Source organism: Polaribacter ponticola (assembly GCF_026191475.2).
Lineage (GTDB): Bacteria > Bacteroidota > Bacteroidia > Flavobacteriales > Flavobacteriaceae > Polaribacter > Polaribacter ponticola.
The window spans coordinates 55886-73857 of record NZ_JAOSLC020000003.1; the positions used below are offsets into that span (position 1 = coordinate 55886).

The 17972-nt window shown below is 27.0% G+C and carries 21 protein-coding genes; all 21 read right to left on the bottom strand.

Features of this window, described 5'->3' with window-relative positions; genetic code table 11:
* Positions 1-30 precede the first annotated feature (30 nt).
* Positions 31-543: a DUF4760 domain-containing protein gene (locus tag N5A56_RS04960; RefSeq protein WP_274270244.1), complete on the bottom strand. Its 513-nt coding sequence runs from the start codon at positions 541-543 to the stop codon at positions 31-33.
* 351 nt (positions 544-894) lie between these two features.
* Positions 895-1176, bottom strand: coding sequence for a type II toxin-antitoxin system RelE/ParE family toxin (locus N5A56_RS04965; RefSeq protein ID WP_265724489.1), 282 nt, complete (start codon positions 1174-1176; stop codon positions 895-897).
* Between the two features lie 8 nt (positions 1177-1184).
* Positions 1185-1403, bottom strand: a complete 219-nt coding sequence (locus tag N5A56_RS04970) for a tRNA pseudouridine synthase A (RefSeq protein ID WP_265724490.1) — start codon at positions 1401-1403, stop codon at positions 1185-1187.
* Between the two features lie 231 nt (positions 1404-1634).
* Positions 1635-2456: a hypothetical protein gene (locus N5A56_RS04975; protein WP_265724491.1), complete on the bottom strand. Its 822-nt coding sequence runs from the start codon at positions 2454-2456 to the stop codon at positions 1635-1637.
* A gap of 174 nt (positions 2457-2630) precedes the next feature.
* Positions 2631-3416 carry a hypothetical protein gene (locus N5A56_RS04980; RefSeq protein ID WP_274270245.1) on the bottom strand — a complete coding sequence of 262 codons (786 nt, stop codon included), beginning with the start codon at positions 3414-3416 and terminating at the stop codon, positions 2631-2633.
* Between the two features lie 147 nt (positions 3417-3563).
* Positions 3564-4940 (bottom strand): 30S ribosomal protein S6--L-glutamate ligase, encoded by a 1377-nt coding sequence (rimK, locus tag N5A56_RS04985; protein ID WP_265724493.1) that lies wholly within the window; start codon positions 4938-4940, stop codon positions 3564-3566.
* Between the two features lie 174 nt (positions 4941-5114).
* Positions 5115-5792, bottom strand: coding sequence for a hypothetical protein (locus tag N5A56_RS04990; RefSeq protein WP_265724494.1), 678 nt, complete (start codon positions 5790-5792; stop codon positions 5115-5117).
* 247 nt (positions 5793-6039) lie between these two features.
* On the bottom strand, positions 6040-6708 hold the full coding sequence (locus N5A56_RS04995; RefSeq protein ID WP_265724495.1) for a DUF5041 domain-containing protein: 669 nt from the start codon (positions 6706-6708) through the stop codon (positions 6040-6042).
* 165 nt (positions 6709-6873) lie between these two features.
* Positions 6874-7491 (bottom strand): helix-turn-helix domain-containing protein, encoded by a 618-nt coding sequence (locus N5A56_RS05000; protein WP_265724485.1) that lies wholly within the window; start codon positions 7489-7491, stop codon positions 6874-6876.
* Between the two features lie 225 nt (positions 7492-7716).
* Positions 7717-8613, bottom strand: a complete 897-nt coding sequence (locus N5A56_RS05005) for a nucleotidyltransferase family protein (RefSeq protein ID WP_265724496.1) — start codon at positions 8611-8613, stop codon at positions 7717-7719.
* Entirely contained in the window at positions 8610-10778 is a 2169-nt protein-coding gene (locus N5A56_RS05010; RefSeq protein WP_265724497.1) for an NACHT domain-containing protein, read from the bottom strand. The genes N5A56_RS05005 and N5A56_RS05010 overlap by 4 nt, the downstream gene beginning before the upstream one ends.
* Before the next feature lie 158 nt (positions 10779-10936).
* A complete protein-coding gene (locus N5A56_RS05015) occupies positions 10937-12031 on the bottom strand; it encodes a tetratricopeptide repeat protein (RefSeq protein WP_265724498.1) in 1095 nt (364 codons plus the stop codon).
* Entirely contained in the window at positions 12021-12521 is a 501-nt protein-coding gene (locus tag N5A56_RS05020; RefSeq protein WP_274270246.1) for a hypothetical protein, read from the bottom strand. The genes N5A56_RS05015 and N5A56_RS05020 overlap by 11 nt, the downstream gene beginning before the upstream one ends.
* A gap of 16 nt (positions 12522-12537) precedes the next feature.
* Positions 12538-13035 (bottom strand): hypothetical protein, encoded by a 498-nt coding sequence (locus N5A56_RS05025; RefSeq protein WP_265724500.1) that lies wholly within the window; start codon positions 13033-13035, stop codon positions 12538-12540.
* A 165-nt stretch (positions 13036-13200) separates the two neighbouring features.
* Positions 13201-13995 (bottom strand): hypothetical protein, encoded by a 795-nt coding sequence (locus N5A56_RS05030; protein ID WP_265724501.1) that lies wholly within the window; start codon positions 13993-13995, stop codon positions 13201-13203.
* A 281-nt stretch (positions 13996-14276) separates the two neighbouring features.
* Positions 14277-14705, bottom strand: a complete 429-nt coding sequence (locus N5A56_RS05035) for a hypothetical protein (protein ID WP_265724502.1) — start codon at positions 14703-14705, stop codon at positions 14277-14279.
* Positions 14706-14885: 180 nt separating this feature from the next.
* Complete coding sequence (locus tag N5A56_RS05040) at positions 14886-15170, bottom strand: hypothetical protein (protein ID WP_265724503.1); 285 nt, start codon at positions 15168-15170, stop codon at positions 14886-14888.
* A 2-nt stretch (positions 15171-15172) separates the two neighbouring features.
* On the bottom strand, positions 15173-15748 hold the full coding sequence (locus tag N5A56_RS05045) for a hypothetical protein (protein WP_265724504.1): 576 nt from the start codon (positions 15746-15748) through the stop codon (positions 15173-15175).
* 212 nt (positions 15749-15960) lie between these two features.
* A complete protein-coding gene (locus tag N5A56_RS05050; protein WP_274270247.1) occupies positions 15961-16158 on the bottom strand; it encodes a hypothetical protein in 198 nt (65 codons plus the stop codon).
* A gap of 128 nt (positions 16159-16286) precedes the next feature.
* Positions 16287-16622, bottom strand: coding sequence for a hypothetical protein (locus N5A56_RS05055; RefSeq protein WP_265724505.1), 336 nt, complete (start codon positions 16620-16622; stop codon positions 16287-16289).
* 197 nt (positions 16623-16819) lie between these two features.
* Positions 16820-17677 carry a CPBP family intramembrane glutamic endopeptidase gene (locus N5A56_RS05060; protein ID WP_265724506.1) on the bottom strand — a complete coding sequence of 286 codons (858 nt, stop codon included), beginning with the start codon at positions 17675-17677 and terminating at the stop codon, positions 16820-16822.
* Positions 17678-17972: the final 295 nt, after the last annotated feature.

Here is a 17972-nt window from a genome sequence, read left to right on the forward strand (position 1 = left end):
TATTACTATAACGAATATTATGCCATTTTATTATTTATTCCAATTAATAGCCATTTTTTCAAAGTTACACCAAATAGAAGAACTTTCTTGTTGACTGTAATCTATATATGGTTTCATTAATACAAAAGTACTAATAAAAACTGTTTTGAAACTTTCTTTAATTATTTTTTCATCTATATGATTATTTTTAACAAGAATGGATAGGTGTTCAAAGTAATTTATAACCATAACTATTCTTTGTCTATCTTCATTATTCTCTTTAATATAATCTAAAAAATTTTGAACTTTTTTATCTGGAAAAAACTTGTCTTTGTCCTTGTCTATTTTGTAAAGAAACTGAAGTGCATCAGTCATTTGTGGTTCGTTAAATTTAGAAACAACGTCGTAAGCATATTGATTCCTTGTTAAGAATAAATTTTCTTGATGAAATTTATATTGAGATTCTAAACTTAAAGCGTGATAAATTAATGCCATTATAGCAACACTTCCTGCTCCATAAGCCATAATATCTGTAAATGTAAATTCAATATTATACTTATTCATTGTGTAGAATAATATAAGACCAACAATAACTATTAGTGAAAGAAAAATAACTATGTATTTTACTTGAAAATTTACTTTTAACTTATTCATTAGTTTTTAATTTTTTTGTAAATTAGTGTTTATATTTTAGTTATTAAATAACAAAATTAATAAATAAAACTTATTTGATACTTTTATTCATTCATTTTTCAGATTTGAGTGAGTAATGGTTGCCAACGTGTTTGTATATGTTTTGTTGCGTGGTTTAAGTACCTAATTTAGTAAATAAAAACCGAATAGAAAATCCGCGAGGATTTTCGTAAGTAGGCGAGAAGCCAGCAATAAATTATATACGGTGTTGTAAAATGCAGTTTAGTCTGTTGGGGTTTCTTGAAATCTAGTAAATCCGAAAACTTCTATTTGATTTCCATTTATTCTAAAAACGACTGTATATCCTTTATATATTAAATCTCTAACTAATTCATTATCAAAGTATATTGATTTCCTAAATAAATATGGGTTTTCAGGAATTTCTTTTATTCTATTAATAAGTTCAGTCTTTAATTTACTAGCAGATTTAGGACTGTTTTTAGATAGATATTTCAATTGTTTCTCAAGTCTTGAAACAAAAGTCTCTTTATATATTATTGTCATAAAACTAGTTAAACTATTCCATTTAACCTATTTTCAAACTCCTTCTGAGAAATAAAGGTTGCTTTTCCTCTCTCAATTTCACTTAATTCCTTCTGTAAATAATTTTTTGTAGCTATAAAATCAGAACTTTCACTTACAATTTCAATTTCTTCTTTATTGAATTTACTCAATAACCAGATGAATTTGTCATAGACTTTTTCGTTGATTTTTAACTGTATAGTGTACATAATATTTTATTTTATACAAAAATACAAAAAGAGTTTTAAACTTGTCTTTTTTCTAGTACGAGTTTTTTTGCTGTTTTTTACAACGTGTTTATATATGGTTTGTTGCGTGTTTCAAGCCACTAATTTAGTAAATAATTACCGACAAAGAAAGTCCGCGAGGACTTTCGTAAGTAAGCAAAAAGCCAGCAATAAATTATATATGGTGTTGTGCACTGTAATTTTTTTCATTCCTTATTTTTTCCAAAAGTATTCTTTCTGATAGGTGAAAATTAAACCAGCTTGTATTCTACTTGTTTCTGTTGTTTGTTCAAACCTTACATCAAAATCAAGTCTATCCAACAATCTCATTTTTGTTCCAATTACACCTCCATAACCAAAGTCATTAAAATAATTTACTGAAGGACCAATATATGGTGTTAACCAATATGGTGTTTTATTATCAAAAATATGATGAATGTAGTTCAAATGAAATCCCCATTCTTTGTCAGTAAATTGATAATAATTATTGTCATATTCTCTATTTATTACACTTGTCCCATATTCCAATGCAGAATGATTGAATGTTTTTCTAAACCCAAAAGACCAACCAAAACTATTTTTACTTTTATTATCAAGTGAATAAATTGGATAAACATATAAATCATTTGAGAGAACTGCTGCGCTTAATGCAACAACAGCAATTGCGACATAAGCCATTGCTTCGTCATTATTAGAATTCCCTCCACTTCCATAGCTTGGGTTATCGTCCTTACAATTATTTTTTACATTACTCCAGCATCTGCAACAAGGTTTTCTTCCTAAACTTTGAGTTGCATTATATTCGTCTGTGTATTTTATGTCCCCTTTACAATTATTTAATCCTGGGCAATTACTTCTACTATGATATGCATAAGAATATTCTCCAGTACAAACATAAACTGTTTGAGCGATTTTTAAATCTTCTGTATGTTCCTTTTCAAAAATCGAGTGTTCGTGCTTTTCATTTAATGTTAAATCTTGAGAAAATGTGTTAAATGATAATAGTATTAATGTTAAAATAAATAAATTTTTCATATTTTTTCTTTTTCTATTTTGTTTTCGGTTAGTTCGGTTTTTTATAGTGCACAACGTTGTTGTATATGGTTTGTTGCGTTTTTGAAGCACTAAATTTAGTAAATAAAAACGGAATAGAAAATCCCTAAGGATTTTCGTAGGTAGGTGAGTACTAGCAATAAATTATATACGCTGTTAGCACTTGTTTTTTCTTTCGTAAAATGTTTTTATGTCTCCTTTTTGATTTAAATGTATTCCGTAAAATATTCCATTATAGTTAAAAGACTTGTTGTCATAATTTTTATCATAATTATTGTAATGATAAATAATTTCGTCTTTTAAGAATAAAATGACTTTCTTAATTAAAAGTAATAATTCATTCCAATCATTTATGTTACTAAATTTAACCATTTCTCCTTTTCTATGAATTTCATATTTTTCAATATGACCAAGTAAAATATGAATGAAATATTTAGGTTTTAGTTTAATACATATTTGCTCAGACAAAGAATAAACTTCTGTTTGAAATGTTTCTATACAATTCAAAAGTTCTTGATTATTTTTGAAGTTATATTTATATCTTAAATTTCGATCTTCTCGAATGTTTTTAGATAGTGATTTTGCAAGTTCTAAAAGTCCAGGGTTGTCAATTTTTTGAATAGTTTTCACTACATTCAAGGAGATGCTTTTTAATTCATTTTTAATATCACTAATATTATTTATAGGCTGATTTTGCTTATTTATGGAATCTAAAATATCAATATTTAAATCTTTATATTTATTATGATTAAGCTTTAAAAAAAGCTTCTCTACATTTTCTAAAGGACTTTTTCTTTTTTCAAGTATTGAAAGTTGTACATACTTACAAATGTATTGTGGGTCGTTTTTTTCTATATAGATAGTACATTCTTTTAGAAATTTCATAGGGTCAGTTTCCAATAAATATCTCAGATTCTCTTCCTTTTCAACTTGATTGTTCATTTTTCTATAAGTGCTAACGGTTTGTATATGAAAAGTAGCAAGTTAATATATACTTACTTTCAGTTTAGAAACAATCATAGCAGAAAAGAACTAAACTTGAAGTCTAGCCTTAAACTGCTATTTTTTATATACTTTGTTAGCAACTGTTTATTTAATAAATTTCAAATCTTTCTCGATTGCTTCAATCATTGTTCCTGCAATATTTCTTTCAGATATACCTTCAATACCTTCAAGTCCTGGAGATGAATTAACTTCTAATAATAAAGGACCTTTTTCGCCTCTTATAATATCTACACCTGCAACTTTTAACCCCATTGTTTTAGTAGCTAGTAAAGCTACTTTTTTCTCTTCTTTAGTAATTTTCACAAGAGATGCAATACCTCCCATATGAATGTTTGCTCTAAATTCACCGGGTGCAGCTGTCCTTTTCATACTAGCTATTATTTTACCATTTACAACAAAACATCTAATGTCTTCTCCGTTAGCTTCTTTTATGAATTCTTGAACTAAAATATTCGCTTTTAAACTTTTGAAAGCATTTATAAGACTTTCAGCAGCTTTCTTTGTTTCAGCTAAAACAACACCTTTACCTTGAGTTCCTTCTAATAACTTAACTATTAAAGGTGCACCACCTACCATATTTATTAACTCTTCTGTATCAAGAGGAGAGTTTGCAAAACCAGAAATAGGAATTGGTAATCCACTATTTATTAATAATTGTAAAGCAAATAATTTATCTCGAGATTTAGTAATTGAAGATGCAGAGTTTAAACAATAAACTCCCATAGCTTCAAAATGACGAGTTAATGCACAACCATAAAAGGTAGCACTTGGTCTAATTCTTGGAATTATTGCATCAAAATCAGACAATATCCTTCCTCCTCTGTAGTGCATTTCAGGGTTTTTTCCATCAAGTTTTATATAACAATCTTTAATGTTTAAAAACTCAACTTCGTGACCTTTTTCTTCTCCAGCTTCAATAATTCTTCTATTACTGTAAAGGTTTGGGTTACTCGCTAATAGCCCTATTTTTAGCCCTGTTTTTTTGACAACTTTAGAATGGTAGTGTTGCTTTAATAAATCGTCAGTAGGTTGTCCAAGTAAACAGTAAGATTCAGGGTCAACTAACATTTTTCCTGTCATTGCTTGTCTACCAAGTAGCATTCTATAACCCATATTATCTCTGTTAGTAAGAGTAAGTTCAACATCCCAAGTTTCCTCAGCTATTGATAAGGTAGTTTTAATAACAAATCTTAACTCGCTATTACCACTAGAACTTTTTACTTTTCGTTTGTCGTGTACTTTAGCTTCACAACTAATAGTGGTTTTACCATCGTTTTGTAATGGGTGTACATCAAATTTTATCCAAGGAATTCCATTTTTCTTAAAAGGAGTTATATTTGTAGCGTGTAATGCAGAAGTTTTTGCTCCTGAGTCTACTCTACATTTAACAGCAGGTATGTTAATTTCAGGAAAACTACACCATTCATCACGTCCTACTATTATTTTATTTTCAGAATTCATTAATTTATATTATTAGTTATTTTTAATTGTTGCTAACGTTGATGTATAAGCTTTGTTGCGATGGTTTAGCAGTAAAGTTACTAAATAATTACCGACCAAGAAAGTCCGCGAGGACTTTCGTAAGTAGGTAAAAAGTTAGCAATAAAGTTTATACGGTGTTGTGTGTAGTGCTTTTTATTTTCTTATTTCTGGTTCTTCTTTTAATAGAAAAAAGCCTTTCACTTTATTTCCAACATAATATGTCAAACCTTTGTTAGCTGAAAATCCTATTACAACTCCAATTCCAAATGGAATAGCTTTTTCAACAGCTTTTCGAGTAAATGTTATTCCTACTTTTTTAAATATTTCTTTCACAGCGATTAAAGTAGAACCTTTCAAATTTTGTCTAACTATATTTATAAAAGCCTTCGTTCCTAATTGTTTTCCTCCTTCTTTAGAAGCTTCGCTAACTGCTCCAAGACCTGCAATCATTAAACACAATCTTTTTTGTTCTTCAATTTCAATATCGTGTCCACAAATTGTTGCTATTGCCATAGTCATTTCAATCTGATATTTCATTGACATTGCTGCATCAGCTGTAGCTCCTCCAAATGTAGCTATAACAGTTCCTAAACCAGGAATTATTCCTGTTAATGCTGTTCCTGCACCAACAAAAGCAGTATAGTAAGAATAATTAGAAATTATCTTGTCGATAATCATAATATTAATTTCATCTTCTGTTTTTTTATTCTGGTGCTTTTCTAAATATTTACTTTTTAAACTTAAAGTTTCCTTTTTTATAACAGAAGGTTCTGCTAAAATTAATTCAATTGCTTTCAGTAAAGTTGGTTTGTCATTTTGATTTTCTTCCATTTTTCAATAATTTTTATTTTGGTTAGTTCTTAAGGTTTTGTGATTATAAAAAAGACCTTACAATATTTTTTTCTAAATTTTAATTCAGCGTTCGGTTTTTGCATTACACACAACGATTATGTATAAGATTAGTGGCGTGTTTAAGCACCTAATTTAGCAAATACAAACCGAATAGAAAATCCGCGAGGATTTTCGTAAGTAGGTGAGGACTAGCCATTAATTTTATACGGTGTTGTAAAACGTTTTTTTATTCAGATATTACATATGAAATTTTAACATAGTTAGGGGAATATTTTAAAAGTTCATTTGTTCCTTCTTCATTTTCTTTCAAATATCGAACACCACAAAATCTTCTCACTCCATATTTTTCATCCAACCACGATGAAGCATATATCAACAGCGGAATTTTTTTATTCAGTTCCCATTTTGTATCAATATATTTTCTCCAATTAAGTGAGTTTTCTTTTTCAGTATTTTTCATTTCGATACTGTACCCTGTCATTGTAAATCCATAAGTTTTAATTGATAATTGGCTTTTATTTTCTGAGGGAATATCTTTAGTTATTATTGTTATTTGGTTTATATAGTCATAAAATGGTTGTTCAGATTTAAAATAAGTATAGGTATTATTAGTGTTTACTATTGTGTCGGAAGAAATCATTTGTCCATTTAAATATTCATCCATAACTATATAGAGTTTATATCTTTTGTCAAATTTTCCGAGTTTGAACTTATTAATCCGTATTCCTTGAAATTCTAACATTTCAACTAAATCAATTAATTCTATATCGTCAATTTCTGATATTTGATGTTCTTTTTGAATTTGAGGTCGGTCATCTTGCTTGAATTTTTCTTGAGAAAAACTATTAATGGAAACTAAAAATAATAAGGTCAAGACAAATTTTAATAATTTCATATTTATTTTGTATTTAAATGTTTTACAACGTTGTTGTATATGGTTTGTTGCGTGTTTCAAGCAACTAATTTAGTAAATAATTACGGACAAAGAAAGTCCGCGAGGACTTTCGCAAGTAGGTAAAAAGCCAGCAATAAATTATATACGGTGTTATATGGCGTTTTTTTATTTCAAAAATGGAATTGCTAAAATATATTCGTTCCTCAATCCTCTTCGACTTTTTCTAACATTCAAAATTATAAACACTATATTAATTAAATATAATAAAAATAGCATAATCGTTGGTATTGAGAAATGATATATTAACGCATAAATAGAATTCTTTATGTTAAAACTAAATGGAAAAGATAAAAATTTTTCTCCGAACCACATATTTATAGGAATTAGTAAAACATATAATGTCAAAACCCAAGTAATTTGAAAATTCACTATCTTTTTTCCACAATCATCTACATACTTTATTTTTCCCTTTTTCAAAATCCACATTATAAATGGAATTATTATTCCTAATATTGGATGAATAATAAAGAAAAGGGAACTCCAATTCAGTTGTTGTATGTATCCTTTGTCTTCGATAACTTCCCATTCTAAAAGTTCATCTGGTGTTATATTTAGGGCTTGGGTTATTTTAATCAGAGTATCTCCTCTCGAAATTGTTCCAGTTTTTTCGATACGTTGGATTGTTCTTAAACTAAGTTTTGATTCTTCAGCCAATTGTTCTTGAGAAAATCCTTTTTGATTTCTTAGGTTTTTGATTTTAATTGCTAAGTTTTGATTATTCATTTTAGATGTTTTAAATATTACTTAGCAAAGATATTTTGAAACTTTATTAATTCTTGTGTCATTATTATGTCAATCTTATGACATTTCTGCCAATGTTTGGTTTTAATGCCATATAACGGTTAGTATAAGAATAGTAGCGGATTTTTACCCACTAACTTTTCGGTTAAACACTGACCTTTTTTACATTTACTTACTTTCACTTTAGCTATTAAACCGCTATTATTTTTATACAATGTTGTGTGTAGTTTTTATTAATTCAGGTGTTTCTGATAAAAGCTTTTCATTCTTTATTTCTATTACATTTATCAGATACAGTAGATTATTAAAATTAACAGGTAGTGATAAATCTAATTCGGATATTTTCAATAAAAATGAAGTTCTATCCATTTTTAAAATATGCTTACCAATTGAACTGTCATTATTAAGAATTTCAATCAATTCAGTTTTCAAGTTTGACAATTGGAATTGAAGCCTAAATTTATTTCTCAATAAAGCTTCCCAATTCTTACTTTTAAAATGACGATACGATAATTCATTGAAAAGATTTTTTAAAGCAATATCATTAGTCTCTAAACTTGCATATATTCCATTTAGAAGTCTTTCACTTTCTTTATGTTCTTTCCAGTCATTCTTACATTTATATCTTAAACTGTGGTCTATTTCGTGCCATCCTTCTGACAGCATAGTACGCAATTGAAGTTCGAATGTATTATCAATTAAATTGAAATTTGATTTTTCTGTAGCTAAATTAACTTCTTTTAAAATTTGAATATGGTTTTCATCAAATTGACAGATAATATTAGTTCTTTTAGGTTTAAATACTGTTAATTCCAGCTCGTCAATTTCCTCGTCTATAAATTTAAATTTATTATTTAAAATCTCTTTAACAACATCGATGTCATCTTTAAAGTAGGTAACAATTCTAACACCAATTACGTCTTGAATTTTTTTCCCATTTTCTTTATAAGGACTACCTTCATCAATTTTTCTTTGAATTTTTTCAGTTATAGATTTTTCATTCTTTGTTCTGACAAATATTCTATATAATAAGCCAACTTTATTTAATTCGTTAACAATGTTTTGATGAATTTGTTTCTCGATAATTTGAAAACCTGCTATCATTTTTTGTCATTATGTTTTAAATGATGAATAGCTTCTCTTGTAATGAAACCAACGTCATCTTTGAAATGTAAATAATCCTTACTTTTTAATGAATCAATGACTTTATTTATCTCTTTGTCGTGATATTCATTAAGCGACTTCTTTATATAAGAAAATTTTCGAGCCCTTGGTTTTATACCATCAACTTGAAAAAAATGCTTTAGAACCATTTCTTCTGTGAGTATAGCTTTTTCTTTCTTCTCATTATTTGTTGGGCTATCAAATAGATTTAGAATGTTTTGGACAAAATCATTATTTGAATTACAAGCGAATAATGCAAAATCACTATACGGTTTGCTAGTTTGATTATTTATTATTGAACAATCATAAAATGAGCAATTCTGAAATGATGTATCAAAAAACAAATTAATATCGAATACACAATTATGAAATATAACGGAAGAGAAGGCAGATGATTCAAATCTACAATCTTCATTAAAATTTAAATTGAATAACTCTCTGTCTAGAACAAATAGGTTTTTATAAACCCGTTTTGGTTGTTTAGAAAAAGTATAATCCAAATCAAAATAAAAACCAATATCATAATTGAAATTTTCATCATTGAAAATCGACCACAAATTTTCCTTTTTATTTTTGCTTTGAATTTTGAATGATTCAATAGATTTTGTAGCAAAATCTTGTGGAATTATATTTTCGAAATTTTCATAATGTTCTTGATATTTTTCTAAAATCAGGTTTTCTCCAATTAGGTGACCAAAAATAAAGTCATTTATGATTCCGACATCTCCATTTGGTTTTCTGTCAAGGAATACGTGGTTTGAAAGGGTTTCAATTAAATCTTCTATAGATGGTTTTTCTTCAGCGATATAAAGTTTTAGGCTGTTTTGTAATAGCTTTTGGTTGTATTCTTTGATAAAATCTTTAATCGTTTCTTTAGATTCAGCTGTTATGTTATACTCTGTCATAAACCTAACCAACTTTCTAAAAATTCTTAACTGGTCATCGTTATTTAATTTTAGATTTTGTCTTTGTTGTTCTCTTTTTAATAAATAGTCAAGATATTTATCAATTAAAGCACCATCATTGCTTTCGTGTACATAACCTTTAAGAACATCTAAAGAAATATTTCTTAAATATGATAAAAGTACTGGGTTCGCTATTTGAGCAACTGGAAAGCTTGCATTATCAATAACTTCAATCCTGTCATTGTCTAACCAGTTTTCAATTTTTGGCTCTTTTATTTCAAATCTTGCAAGTGAAAATTCGTTGTTTGAATCGTAAATTGAATTTAGAAATTCATCGCTATTAAATATTGCAGTTTTTCTTGATGTAATGATGATTTTTGCGTCTCCCTTTAGAAGTTCTATAATAGTGGTTAACATACTTTCAACCTCTTCTTTATTACTCTCTTTGGAAATTAACTCATCAAATCCATCAATAATGAGTGGAATCCTTCCTTTAGTTATTTGTTCGATAACTATATTTTGTTTTATCCCATTTGGAAACTGTTCATCAATTTCATTTAATAAAATATGTTTGAAAACTCTAGCTTCTCTGTTCCTTGAAAGTTCAGTAAAAAAAGGAAGTTGCTTACATTCGCTAGGTGAAAAAGTGTTAAGTATTTCGTTAGCAGTACAAGTTTTTCCAAATCCAGCAGGTGCTTCAATGATTATGAAAATGGCTCCATTAACTTTACTTAATAAACCGTTTATTTTATCAATTAGATTAATTTCAAAATTAGAATCGTAGGATTTATTCTCTACAATATTTTTCGATTCATCTTGAAGTAATAAGTCAAAAGAACTATTAATATACTTGTATGTACTTCCTTCTGGTAAATTTTGGAGTTGTCTGTTTACAAAATGTTTGTATCTATTTTTTAATTCATTTCCAAGTGGTGTCTTTATAAAAAAACCTTCAAATAAATACTCTTCTATTTCATCAATATCATCTAGTACTCTCACATCAGTTGCGAAACCTAATTCAGAGTATTCATTTTTAATTTTTGAAATGTCATAATCTTTATCAAATAGTATGAATTCAGCAGCGTGATACATACCATATCTTAAAGTATACACTCTAACCTTAAGGTTTGACTGATTTGCTAATTGATAATTGTAAGACAGAAAAAGCTTGTCTATATATTCTATTTTATCTGTTGTCATTCATTTTTTTAAATTACACACAACGTTGTTGTATATGGTTTGTTGCGTGTTTCAAGCAACTAATTTAGTAAATAATTACGGACAAAGAAAGTTCGCGAGGACTTTCGCAAGTAGGCAAGAAGCCAGCAATAAATTATATACGGTGTTAGCACACGTTTTTATTCACAGTGTTCTTTATAAATCGATTTTATTTTGTCATTTCCTTCTTTAATCGCTTTTTTCAAATCAGCACAACCATTTTGATTAATATTTAATTTTGCAATTCCACGATTTCCTAACGCCATATTCGTAAATTCTGTTTGGTAATTGTCATATTTGATTACAGAAGTGAAATCTTTAATTGCATTTTCGTAATTTTCTAACAAGAGATTTGCAAAACCTCTATTATTAAAAGCTTTATAATAGTGTGGTCGAAATTCTATTGCTTTTGTATAATCGGAAATTGCTCCTGTAAGATTGTCCATTTTTCTTTTATTATATCCACGATTATAATATGCTTCTGAAATTTGGTAACTGTCTTCTTGTGGGTATAAATCTATTGCTAAAGTATAATAGTCAACTGCTTTTTTTCGATTTCCATTGTCTGAATATTTTAATCCTTCATTATAATATTTGGTGGCTTGGTCGTGATTTTTTAAATAATCAGACATTTTGGTTTGCATTCCATTGTCCTTAATTGAATTTATGATGTCTAAAAATTCTTCTTGGTCATACTTAAATTCGTCAGCGTATGTATAACAAAGTATTTGTAATGTTGCACTTTTCCCTATGTAAAAAGCAATCATTCCAATAAGTTTTCCTTTTATATTTAGGTCTAAATTGTATGTGAAGATTAGTAATTGTTTTTTCTCGTTAAAATATGTCTTACCAATTTCGAGATTCATTTTTACTTTCTCTGTTTCTAAATTTTCTAAAACTTGATTTACTCCAAATTTATCTGTGTAGTATTTTTTTAACTTTTCAATTTCTTCCTTTTTTGTAGTTGTGGAATAATAGTTTTTGAATAAAATATAAGGATAGTCCATATCAGCATTACCAGACTTTTGAAAACACGCATCATACTGAATATTACTTTTATATTCCATTAAATCTTTTATCATTACTGTTTTTTCATATAAAACCTCTTTTGGTAATCTTCGCCAAGTCTTATCAAACTCCATTGTAAAGCCTAATGGATTATTATAAGTGGTCTGACCAAATGCAGTAAATATTGAGTTAAGCCCAAAAAGAAAGAATAAAATTTTAATCTTCATTGTTTATAAATATAGTTTTAATGTAAATACCTTTTGTGTCAAAAATGCGAAAATCTCCACGATGATTGACTACTAAAAATAATATCAATTCATTTTTTAAATTGTAAATACCGAAAGTTCTTTTATCTACTACTTTTAGATAGAGAGACTTTTGACCAAATTCATTTTCTACATAAATACGGTCTTCAAATGTATTTTTATTATTCTCGGATTTATATGATGTTGTTTTTGGCGTGTAATAGGATGAATAAAGCGTGTTTATTTTATTGTCTGGTTCAATCCAACCTGCTGTTCCAGTATATGGATTCGTGTTTCCTTTTGTAGAAAAATTATCTCTGTTTGTTGAGTTTGGTGCAGTTCTATAGTATGGTGCTACATAAGTGCCATTACTTTTAGTGTATCCTTTAACTTTGACGTGTTTTGAGCTGACCTGTGCAATAGACGAAAGACAAACAAAAAATGTCAGTAAAAAAAGAAAGATATATTTCAAAGATATATTCATCTATTTATTTAAATAGAATTCTATTGGTTAAATCTCTAATTTCATTTTTCCTATTTAAATTATTGGTAGTTAAATTAACAATAAAGCTTTTTTGTTTGTAAAGAAATACAATTGATGTATTTATAAACTTATGTACTGAATATGTTAGTTCGGACACTATACTTAAAGCTTTTTGTCCATTTTTAAGTTTGATTAATGTTGTTTTTTCTCCATTTGATTCTGAATTTTCTTTTGTTGTTAGAAAAAATTGGTCTTTGTATATTTTCAATGTTTTTTCATTCATTCCTTTCATATCTTCAAACAAATTTTGGACGGTTACAGAATACTGCATAATTTTTTCATTACTATCTTGTGAAACACAAGCATAATTATTTTGGTTTCCAAGATTTCTTGTATATTCCAATTCGCAAATTGAGTTAATTGTTATTCCTTCAATTTTGGTATTGATTTGAGCTTTTATTGACCAAGATGTCAAAATTAAAACTATAATTATTTTGTTCATACGGATTTTTTTAAATGTGTGCTAACGTTGTTGTATAAGGTTTGTTGCGTGAATTTTGCACTAATTTAATAAATAATTACTGACAAAGAAAATCCGCGAGGATTTTCGCAAGTAGGTAAGAAGCAAGCAATAAATTTTATACGGTGTTGTAAATAGTTTTTTTCCTTAAATGTTTAAATAACTTTCAGCACGTTCACCTTCTAATTCAGCTAATCTTAAGTGTGCATTTTTCAAAGTTTTAATTCTTTTACTTTCATTCGGAAATGTAAAAATTCCTTTAAGTAATAAATAGATTCTTGTTATTGGAAAAGTAAAAGTTATTAAATCTGCAATATTCGCAACTACCATATTTAAAATAGATTTTTCTCCACCTCTTGCATATTTACCCAACCAAACTAAGTGAAGACCTACGTAATTTAAAAAGCTTGGTTTTTCAATATTTTCAGCTTCTTTTCTATGTTCAGATTGTCTCTCTTTACAACCATTAGCTGATACTTCAAGAGTTTTTTTGAAAAGTTCATTTGTTTTTTCAACTATTTTACTTAATTGATTAATTTCTTTTTCATTAGTTTTCTCGTCAATTTCTAAAACATCACAAATATCTTCCACTTTGTCATTGAATCTATTCATCATTTCAAAAAGGCTCGAAGCTTCTGTAGTGTCTAAATAACCATCTGAAATATATTCCTTTGCTTCATTTTTAATTACAGTGTAAGCTCCTGAAATTTTTGTAATTAAAGTATTTGGTCTAAAGCCTGTTTGAAAATCAATAGCTTTTTCAAATTCAGTTTTTGTATTCCTAATTCTTGAACTTGAACTTGAAGATGAACGCTTACTATTTGAACTGTTTTGGCTAACTCTTCTGTAAGGTGTGGAATGACTATCCTTGAAAACTTGGTTACTCACCACTTTTCCCATATCTCTTCCAACTTGATTTATTGCACTTTTTAAAAAACTCATATTTTTCTCTTTTTATCTTAATTTTTGTTAAATTATTTACAACGTGTTATGTATAACATTAGTTGCTAATTAAGTAAATAATAAAATAATTAATTAGTTCAACATCTACACAATAAGCTATGTCTATTTTAGATAAGCTATTAGTAGCAATTAATTTTATACGGTGTTGGCAACAGTATTTTTAATTTCTAATATTGTTTTGTCAGCCTTAACACATTAATCTTTAAAATATTGTGTTATGTCAAAATTCCTCATTTCTTTAAATCGTTCTTTAGATAAAATTAATACTTACACGACGTGGACTGTAGTATTCCTGACCATTCTATTAGTTTTAGAATTAATAGACTTCCTGAAATTATTAAACCTAATATAGATATTATTTGAGTTCTCTTAAACTTTCCTAATGTTTTTTCAGCTAATTCAAAATCAATGATTTCTTTTTCAGTTTTATATAATTCCTTTTTACCTTTAAATGTTATTTTACATAGGTATGGGTTTTTTGTAAAAAAATTTTTAAAAGGTTCTCCGTTATTATCAAATTTTGGTTTGTCTGAAACTAATTCATATTCTATTAAATTTAATTCTTTAAGTTCTACTATTTTCTCATTTAACAAAACTGAATCCTTTTCAATTCCGACAATTTTCACAAATTCATTATTGTCGTTTTCAAATAAATATTTTAGTATTTTATACTCTAAAGTTTTTTTCATTTTTAAGTAATTTTAATAATTTATGTTAAACAACGTTCAAATTCAAGGATTTTATTCAGAACTTTCAATTATTGAAAAGCAGATTAATGATCTTAAAGAAAAATACCCTTTCAAGTTTTCTATATTTTTAAAAAAAGATGAAAAAGATAATTTTTTCTTTACTTCACAAATTGAAGTCGATTAAATAATTAGATGCTTATAATGTATTTCTTTTCTACTTACTTTATACCAAGTACCTCCAAGGAAATGAATTGACACAATATCAAAATCTATGTTATTCGGAAAACTCTCAAAATACTTTCCATTATATTTTAATATTTCGTGAATGTCGTATTCTATATTATTTTCTTTCAAATATTTTAATGGAATTATTTCAAATGCGTCAATTATATCTTTATACATTTTAACTTTACCTTCAAATTCTTTCAATTTTTCTAAAGTTTCTATTGCCTCTTTTAGTTTCATATTTATTTAACTTTCAATTGTTTTATACTCCATTTTGTTCCATAAATTAAATATCTTAAAATGAAAAATATAGAAAATACAGTCAAACATATTCCTAAAATTTCTTCATTATCAATACTTTTATTAAAGAATGAATTTCTTGTATCATATAATTTTTTTTGAAATAAAACTGTTTCAGATAAGTGGTTTTCAGATTCATTATCTTTCAATATTCTACTATAAAAATCTTCTTTAGTTATTTTCATAATTCCATTTTCTTTTATGAAGTCGTAAACGTGATTTGATTTTTCATTATTTTTAATTTTAGATAGGAATATTACATCTTTTTCTAATTTGTATTTAAAATTATAATCATCGTATAATTCATTTTTTAAATAATAATATATTTTCAGTCTATAAGGTGAGTTTTCATATTTCTTTAATTTCAGAACTTTTCGGTGTAACTCATTTTCTTTATTTTGATTTATATTAATAAATAAAGACCATATTGAAAGTATTAATATAGACAAGATTACACTTCCGAGTAAAAACAAAAATTCTTTAGCAATTACTTTTTTTATTTTTTCGTTAATTTTCATTTTCAATTTCTTATTTTTCCATATTCCTTTTCATTCACTATCTATTCTTTTTATTATCTCTTTATATTGTTGCCAACGTGTTTGTATATGATTTGTTGTGTGGTTTAAGCAACCAATTTAGTAAATAATTACCGTCCAAGAAAGTCCGCGAGGACTTTCGCAAGTAGGCAAGAAGCCAGCAATAAATTATATACGGTGTTGGCAAACGTAATTTATCTATAAAACATATTTATAAATATCAATCTTTTCGTAAAATAGTCATTTATGTCAATGTTATTTGTCAATATATATTCAGACATTCTAAAAGGATGAATTGGGTCAGCTGTCATTTTAATATTTTCTAAATAAAAATCTAAAAATTTTGATTTATTAGATATTTCTTCCAAGGCTTTTATATATGATCCTATCATATTAACTTGAACATCTTCTTTCGCTTTTTCAAAAAGATCAAGTGTTGTTGTTTTTTTATTTATAGTATATGATTCAGATTTTGAGTGAATTAATTCATTATTCGATTTTAAACATTTATATTTTGTTTTTACAATTTCTCTTTTTTTCCAGACGAAAGACTTTTTTCTTCAATCCAAACAGAATCAGATACGCAATAAATATTCAGCTTTAATTTACTTTCAGGGAATATTCTATTTTCCATAAGAGAATAGTTATACTTTAAAATATCTTTTAAAAATTCTTTGTAAGCATTTTCAGTTTTTAGATTTGGATATTTATTTTTCAATGTTTTTGTTTCAAAATCTGCAATCAGAGAATTCAGAGTTTCAACATTTTCTTTTCCTATTGCTTTTTCAAATTCAATTTGTTGAGAGTAAATGGAAAGGGAAATAATTGTAAATAAGAGAAATATTGTTTTTTTCATTTTTCGTAGCTTTTATGTTAACTAATTATTAGTAGTTCAAAGTAGTACTTTGTTACATTCTTGATTTTTATTTTATGTTTGCCAACGTTGTTGTATAAGCTTTGGTGCGTTGGTTTAGCAGTAAAGTTACTAAATAATTACTAACCAAGAAAGTCCGAGAGGACTTTCGCAAGTAGGAAAGAAGCCAGCAATAAAGTTTATACGGTGTTGTGGTTAGTTATTTTTCTACTGTAATAAATTCCAATTCCTATTATAGTTATTATTTCTGCAATAATAGATAAATATGAACCTTCAAATCCGAATGCTCCACCGTTAATTAAATTTCCTTCTTTTATTTTAAATTCAATAATTGAGTAAGTGTCTTTACCACTTACATTAAAACCAAAAAGTGTTTGAAATAAATTCCAACTTAAATGCATTGCAATTGGAAACCATAAATTTTTTGTATGTATGTAAGATAAGCCGAGAACTATTCCAGCTAAAAATAAGTTAAATAAAGAGAATAAGTCAACATTCGGGTTGAAACTGTGCATTACAGAAAAAAGAATTGATGAAGTAATTAAAGCAGTATATTTATTAAATGAACTCATTAAATTTCTTAAAACATAACCACGTAAAAGTGTTTCCTCAACAATTGCAACAATCGTAAAAAGCATTATCGATATTATCAATTCCTTAAAGTCAAAATTTACATTTAAGAAAAATATTTCCTTCAAGTAAATTAATAATAAGTATCCAATTAACATTATTATAAGACCAAGTATAATTCCAAAAATAAATTCATTAAATCTATTTTTAGTTTGAAATCCAAGTGAAATAAATTCCTTTTTTTCTACAAATTTCATAAAAAGCAAAATCACTAAAAAAGTCCCAAATAAATCAAAAAATCCAACTATTAAAAGTTGTTTTGAAGTCTCTTCGTAATCTAAATTTGTGAAGTCAACTCCAGCAATTAAACTTCCAACATATTGAAATATTCCAACTATTATAAAATAAGATATTATGAACAAGAATATTCTTCCTATTGTATTCATTTTTATTCCAATATTGTTCATATTTCTGATTTTCGTTTTTAATTAACCACAACGTGTTTGTGTATGATTAGTTGCGTGGTTCAGCACGAAAGTTAGCAAATAAAAACCGAATAGAAAATCCGCGAGGATTTTCGTAAGTAGGCTATAACCAAGCAATTAATTATACACGGTGTTGCCCACAGTATTTTTTAATTCGTAAGGGTTAATTCAATTGCTGTTAACATATATTTTCCTTCATACTCTTTAGTTGTTCCCATAGTTTTTGAGGTTTTCTTCCATTTTCCTTGATTAAAAATCCAACTATTTTCAGGTGTTT

What these genes read in the sequence shown, in the direction of transcription:
- N5A56_RS04960 (WP_274270244.1), bottom strand. Translation starts at nt 543, where the DNA reads ATGAATAAGTATAATATTGAATTTACATTTACAGATATTATGGCTTAT.
- N5A56_RS04965 (WP_265724489.1), bottom strand. Translation starts at nt 1,176, where the DNA reads ATGACAATAATATATAAAGAGACTTTTGTTTCAAGACTTGAGAAACAA.
- N5A56_RS04970 (WP_265724490.1), bottom strand. Translation starts at nt 1,403, where the DNA reads ATGTACACTATACAGTTAAAAATCAACGAAAAAGTCTATGACAAATTC.
- N5A56_RS04975 (WP_265724491.1), bottom strand. Translation starts at nt 2,456, where the DNA reads ATGAAAAATTTATTTATTTTAACATTAATACTATTATCATTTAACACA.
- N5A56_RS04980 (WP_274270245.1), bottom strand. Translation starts at nt 3,416, where the DNA reads ATGAACAATCAAGTTGAAAAGGAAGAGAATCTGAGATATTTATTGGAA.
- rimK (WP_265724493.1), bottom strand. Translation starts at nt 4,940, where the DNA reads ATGAATTCTGAAAATAAAATAATAGTAGGACGTGATGAATGGTGTAGT.
- N5A56_RS04990 (WP_265724494.1), bottom strand. Translation starts at nt 5,792, where the DNA reads ATGGAAGAAAATCAAAATGACAAACCAACTTTACTGAAAGCAATTGAA.
- N5A56_RS04995 (WP_265724495.1), bottom strand. Translation starts at nt 6,708, where the DNA reads ATGAAATTATTAAAATTTGTCTTGACCTTATTATTTTTAGTTTCCATT.
- N5A56_RS05000 (WP_265724485.1), bottom strand. Translation starts at nt 7,491, where the DNA reads ATGAATAATCAAAACTTAGCAATTAAAATCAAAAACCTAAGAAATCAA.
- N5A56_RS05005 (WP_265724496.1), bottom strand. Translation starts at nt 8,613, where the DNA reads ATGATAGCAGGTTTTCAAATTATCGAGAAACAAATTCATCAAAACATT.
- N5A56_RS05010 (WP_265724497.1), bottom strand. Translation starts at nt 10,778, where the DNA reads ATGACAACAGATAAAATAGAATATATAGACAAGCTTTTTCTGTCTTAC.
- N5A56_RS05015 (WP_265724498.1), bottom strand. Translation starts at nt 12,031, where the DNA reads ATGAAGATTAAAATTTTATTCTTTCTTTTTGGGCTTAACTCAATATTT.
- N5A56_RS05025 (WP_265724500.1), bottom strand. Translation starts at nt 13,035, where the DNA reads ATGAACAAAATAATTATAGTTTTAATTTTGACATCTTGGTCAATAAAA.
- N5A56_RS05030 (WP_265724501.1), bottom strand. Translation starts at nt 13,995, where the DNA reads ATGAGTTTTTTAAAAAGTGCAATAAATCAAGTTGGAAGAGATATGGGA.
- N5A56_RS05035 (WP_265724502.1), bottom strand. Translation starts at nt 14,705, where the DNA reads ATGAAAAAAACTTTAGAGTATAAAATACTAAAATATTTATTTGAAAAC.
- N5A56_RS05040 (WP_265724503.1), bottom strand. Translation starts at nt 15,170, where the DNA reads ATGAAACTAAAAGAGGCAATAGAAACTTTAGAAAAATTGAAAGAATTT.
- N5A56_RS05045 (WP_265724504.1), bottom strand. Translation starts at nt 15,748, where the DNA reads ATGAAAATTAACGAAAAAATAAAAAAAGTAATTGCTAAAGAATTTTTG.
- N5A56_RS05050 (WP_274270247.1), bottom strand. Translation starts at nt 16,158, where the DNA reads ATGATAGGATCATATATAAAAGCCTTGGAAGAAATATCTAATAAATCA.
- N5A56_RS05055 (WP_265724505.1), bottom strand. Translation starts at nt 16,622, where the DNA reads ATGAAAAAAACAATATTTCTCTTATTTACAATTATTTCCCTTTCCATT.
- N5A56_RS05060 (WP_265724506.1), bottom strand. Translation starts at nt 17,677, where the DNA reads ATGAACAATATTGGAATAAAAATGAATACAATAGGAAGAATATTCTTG.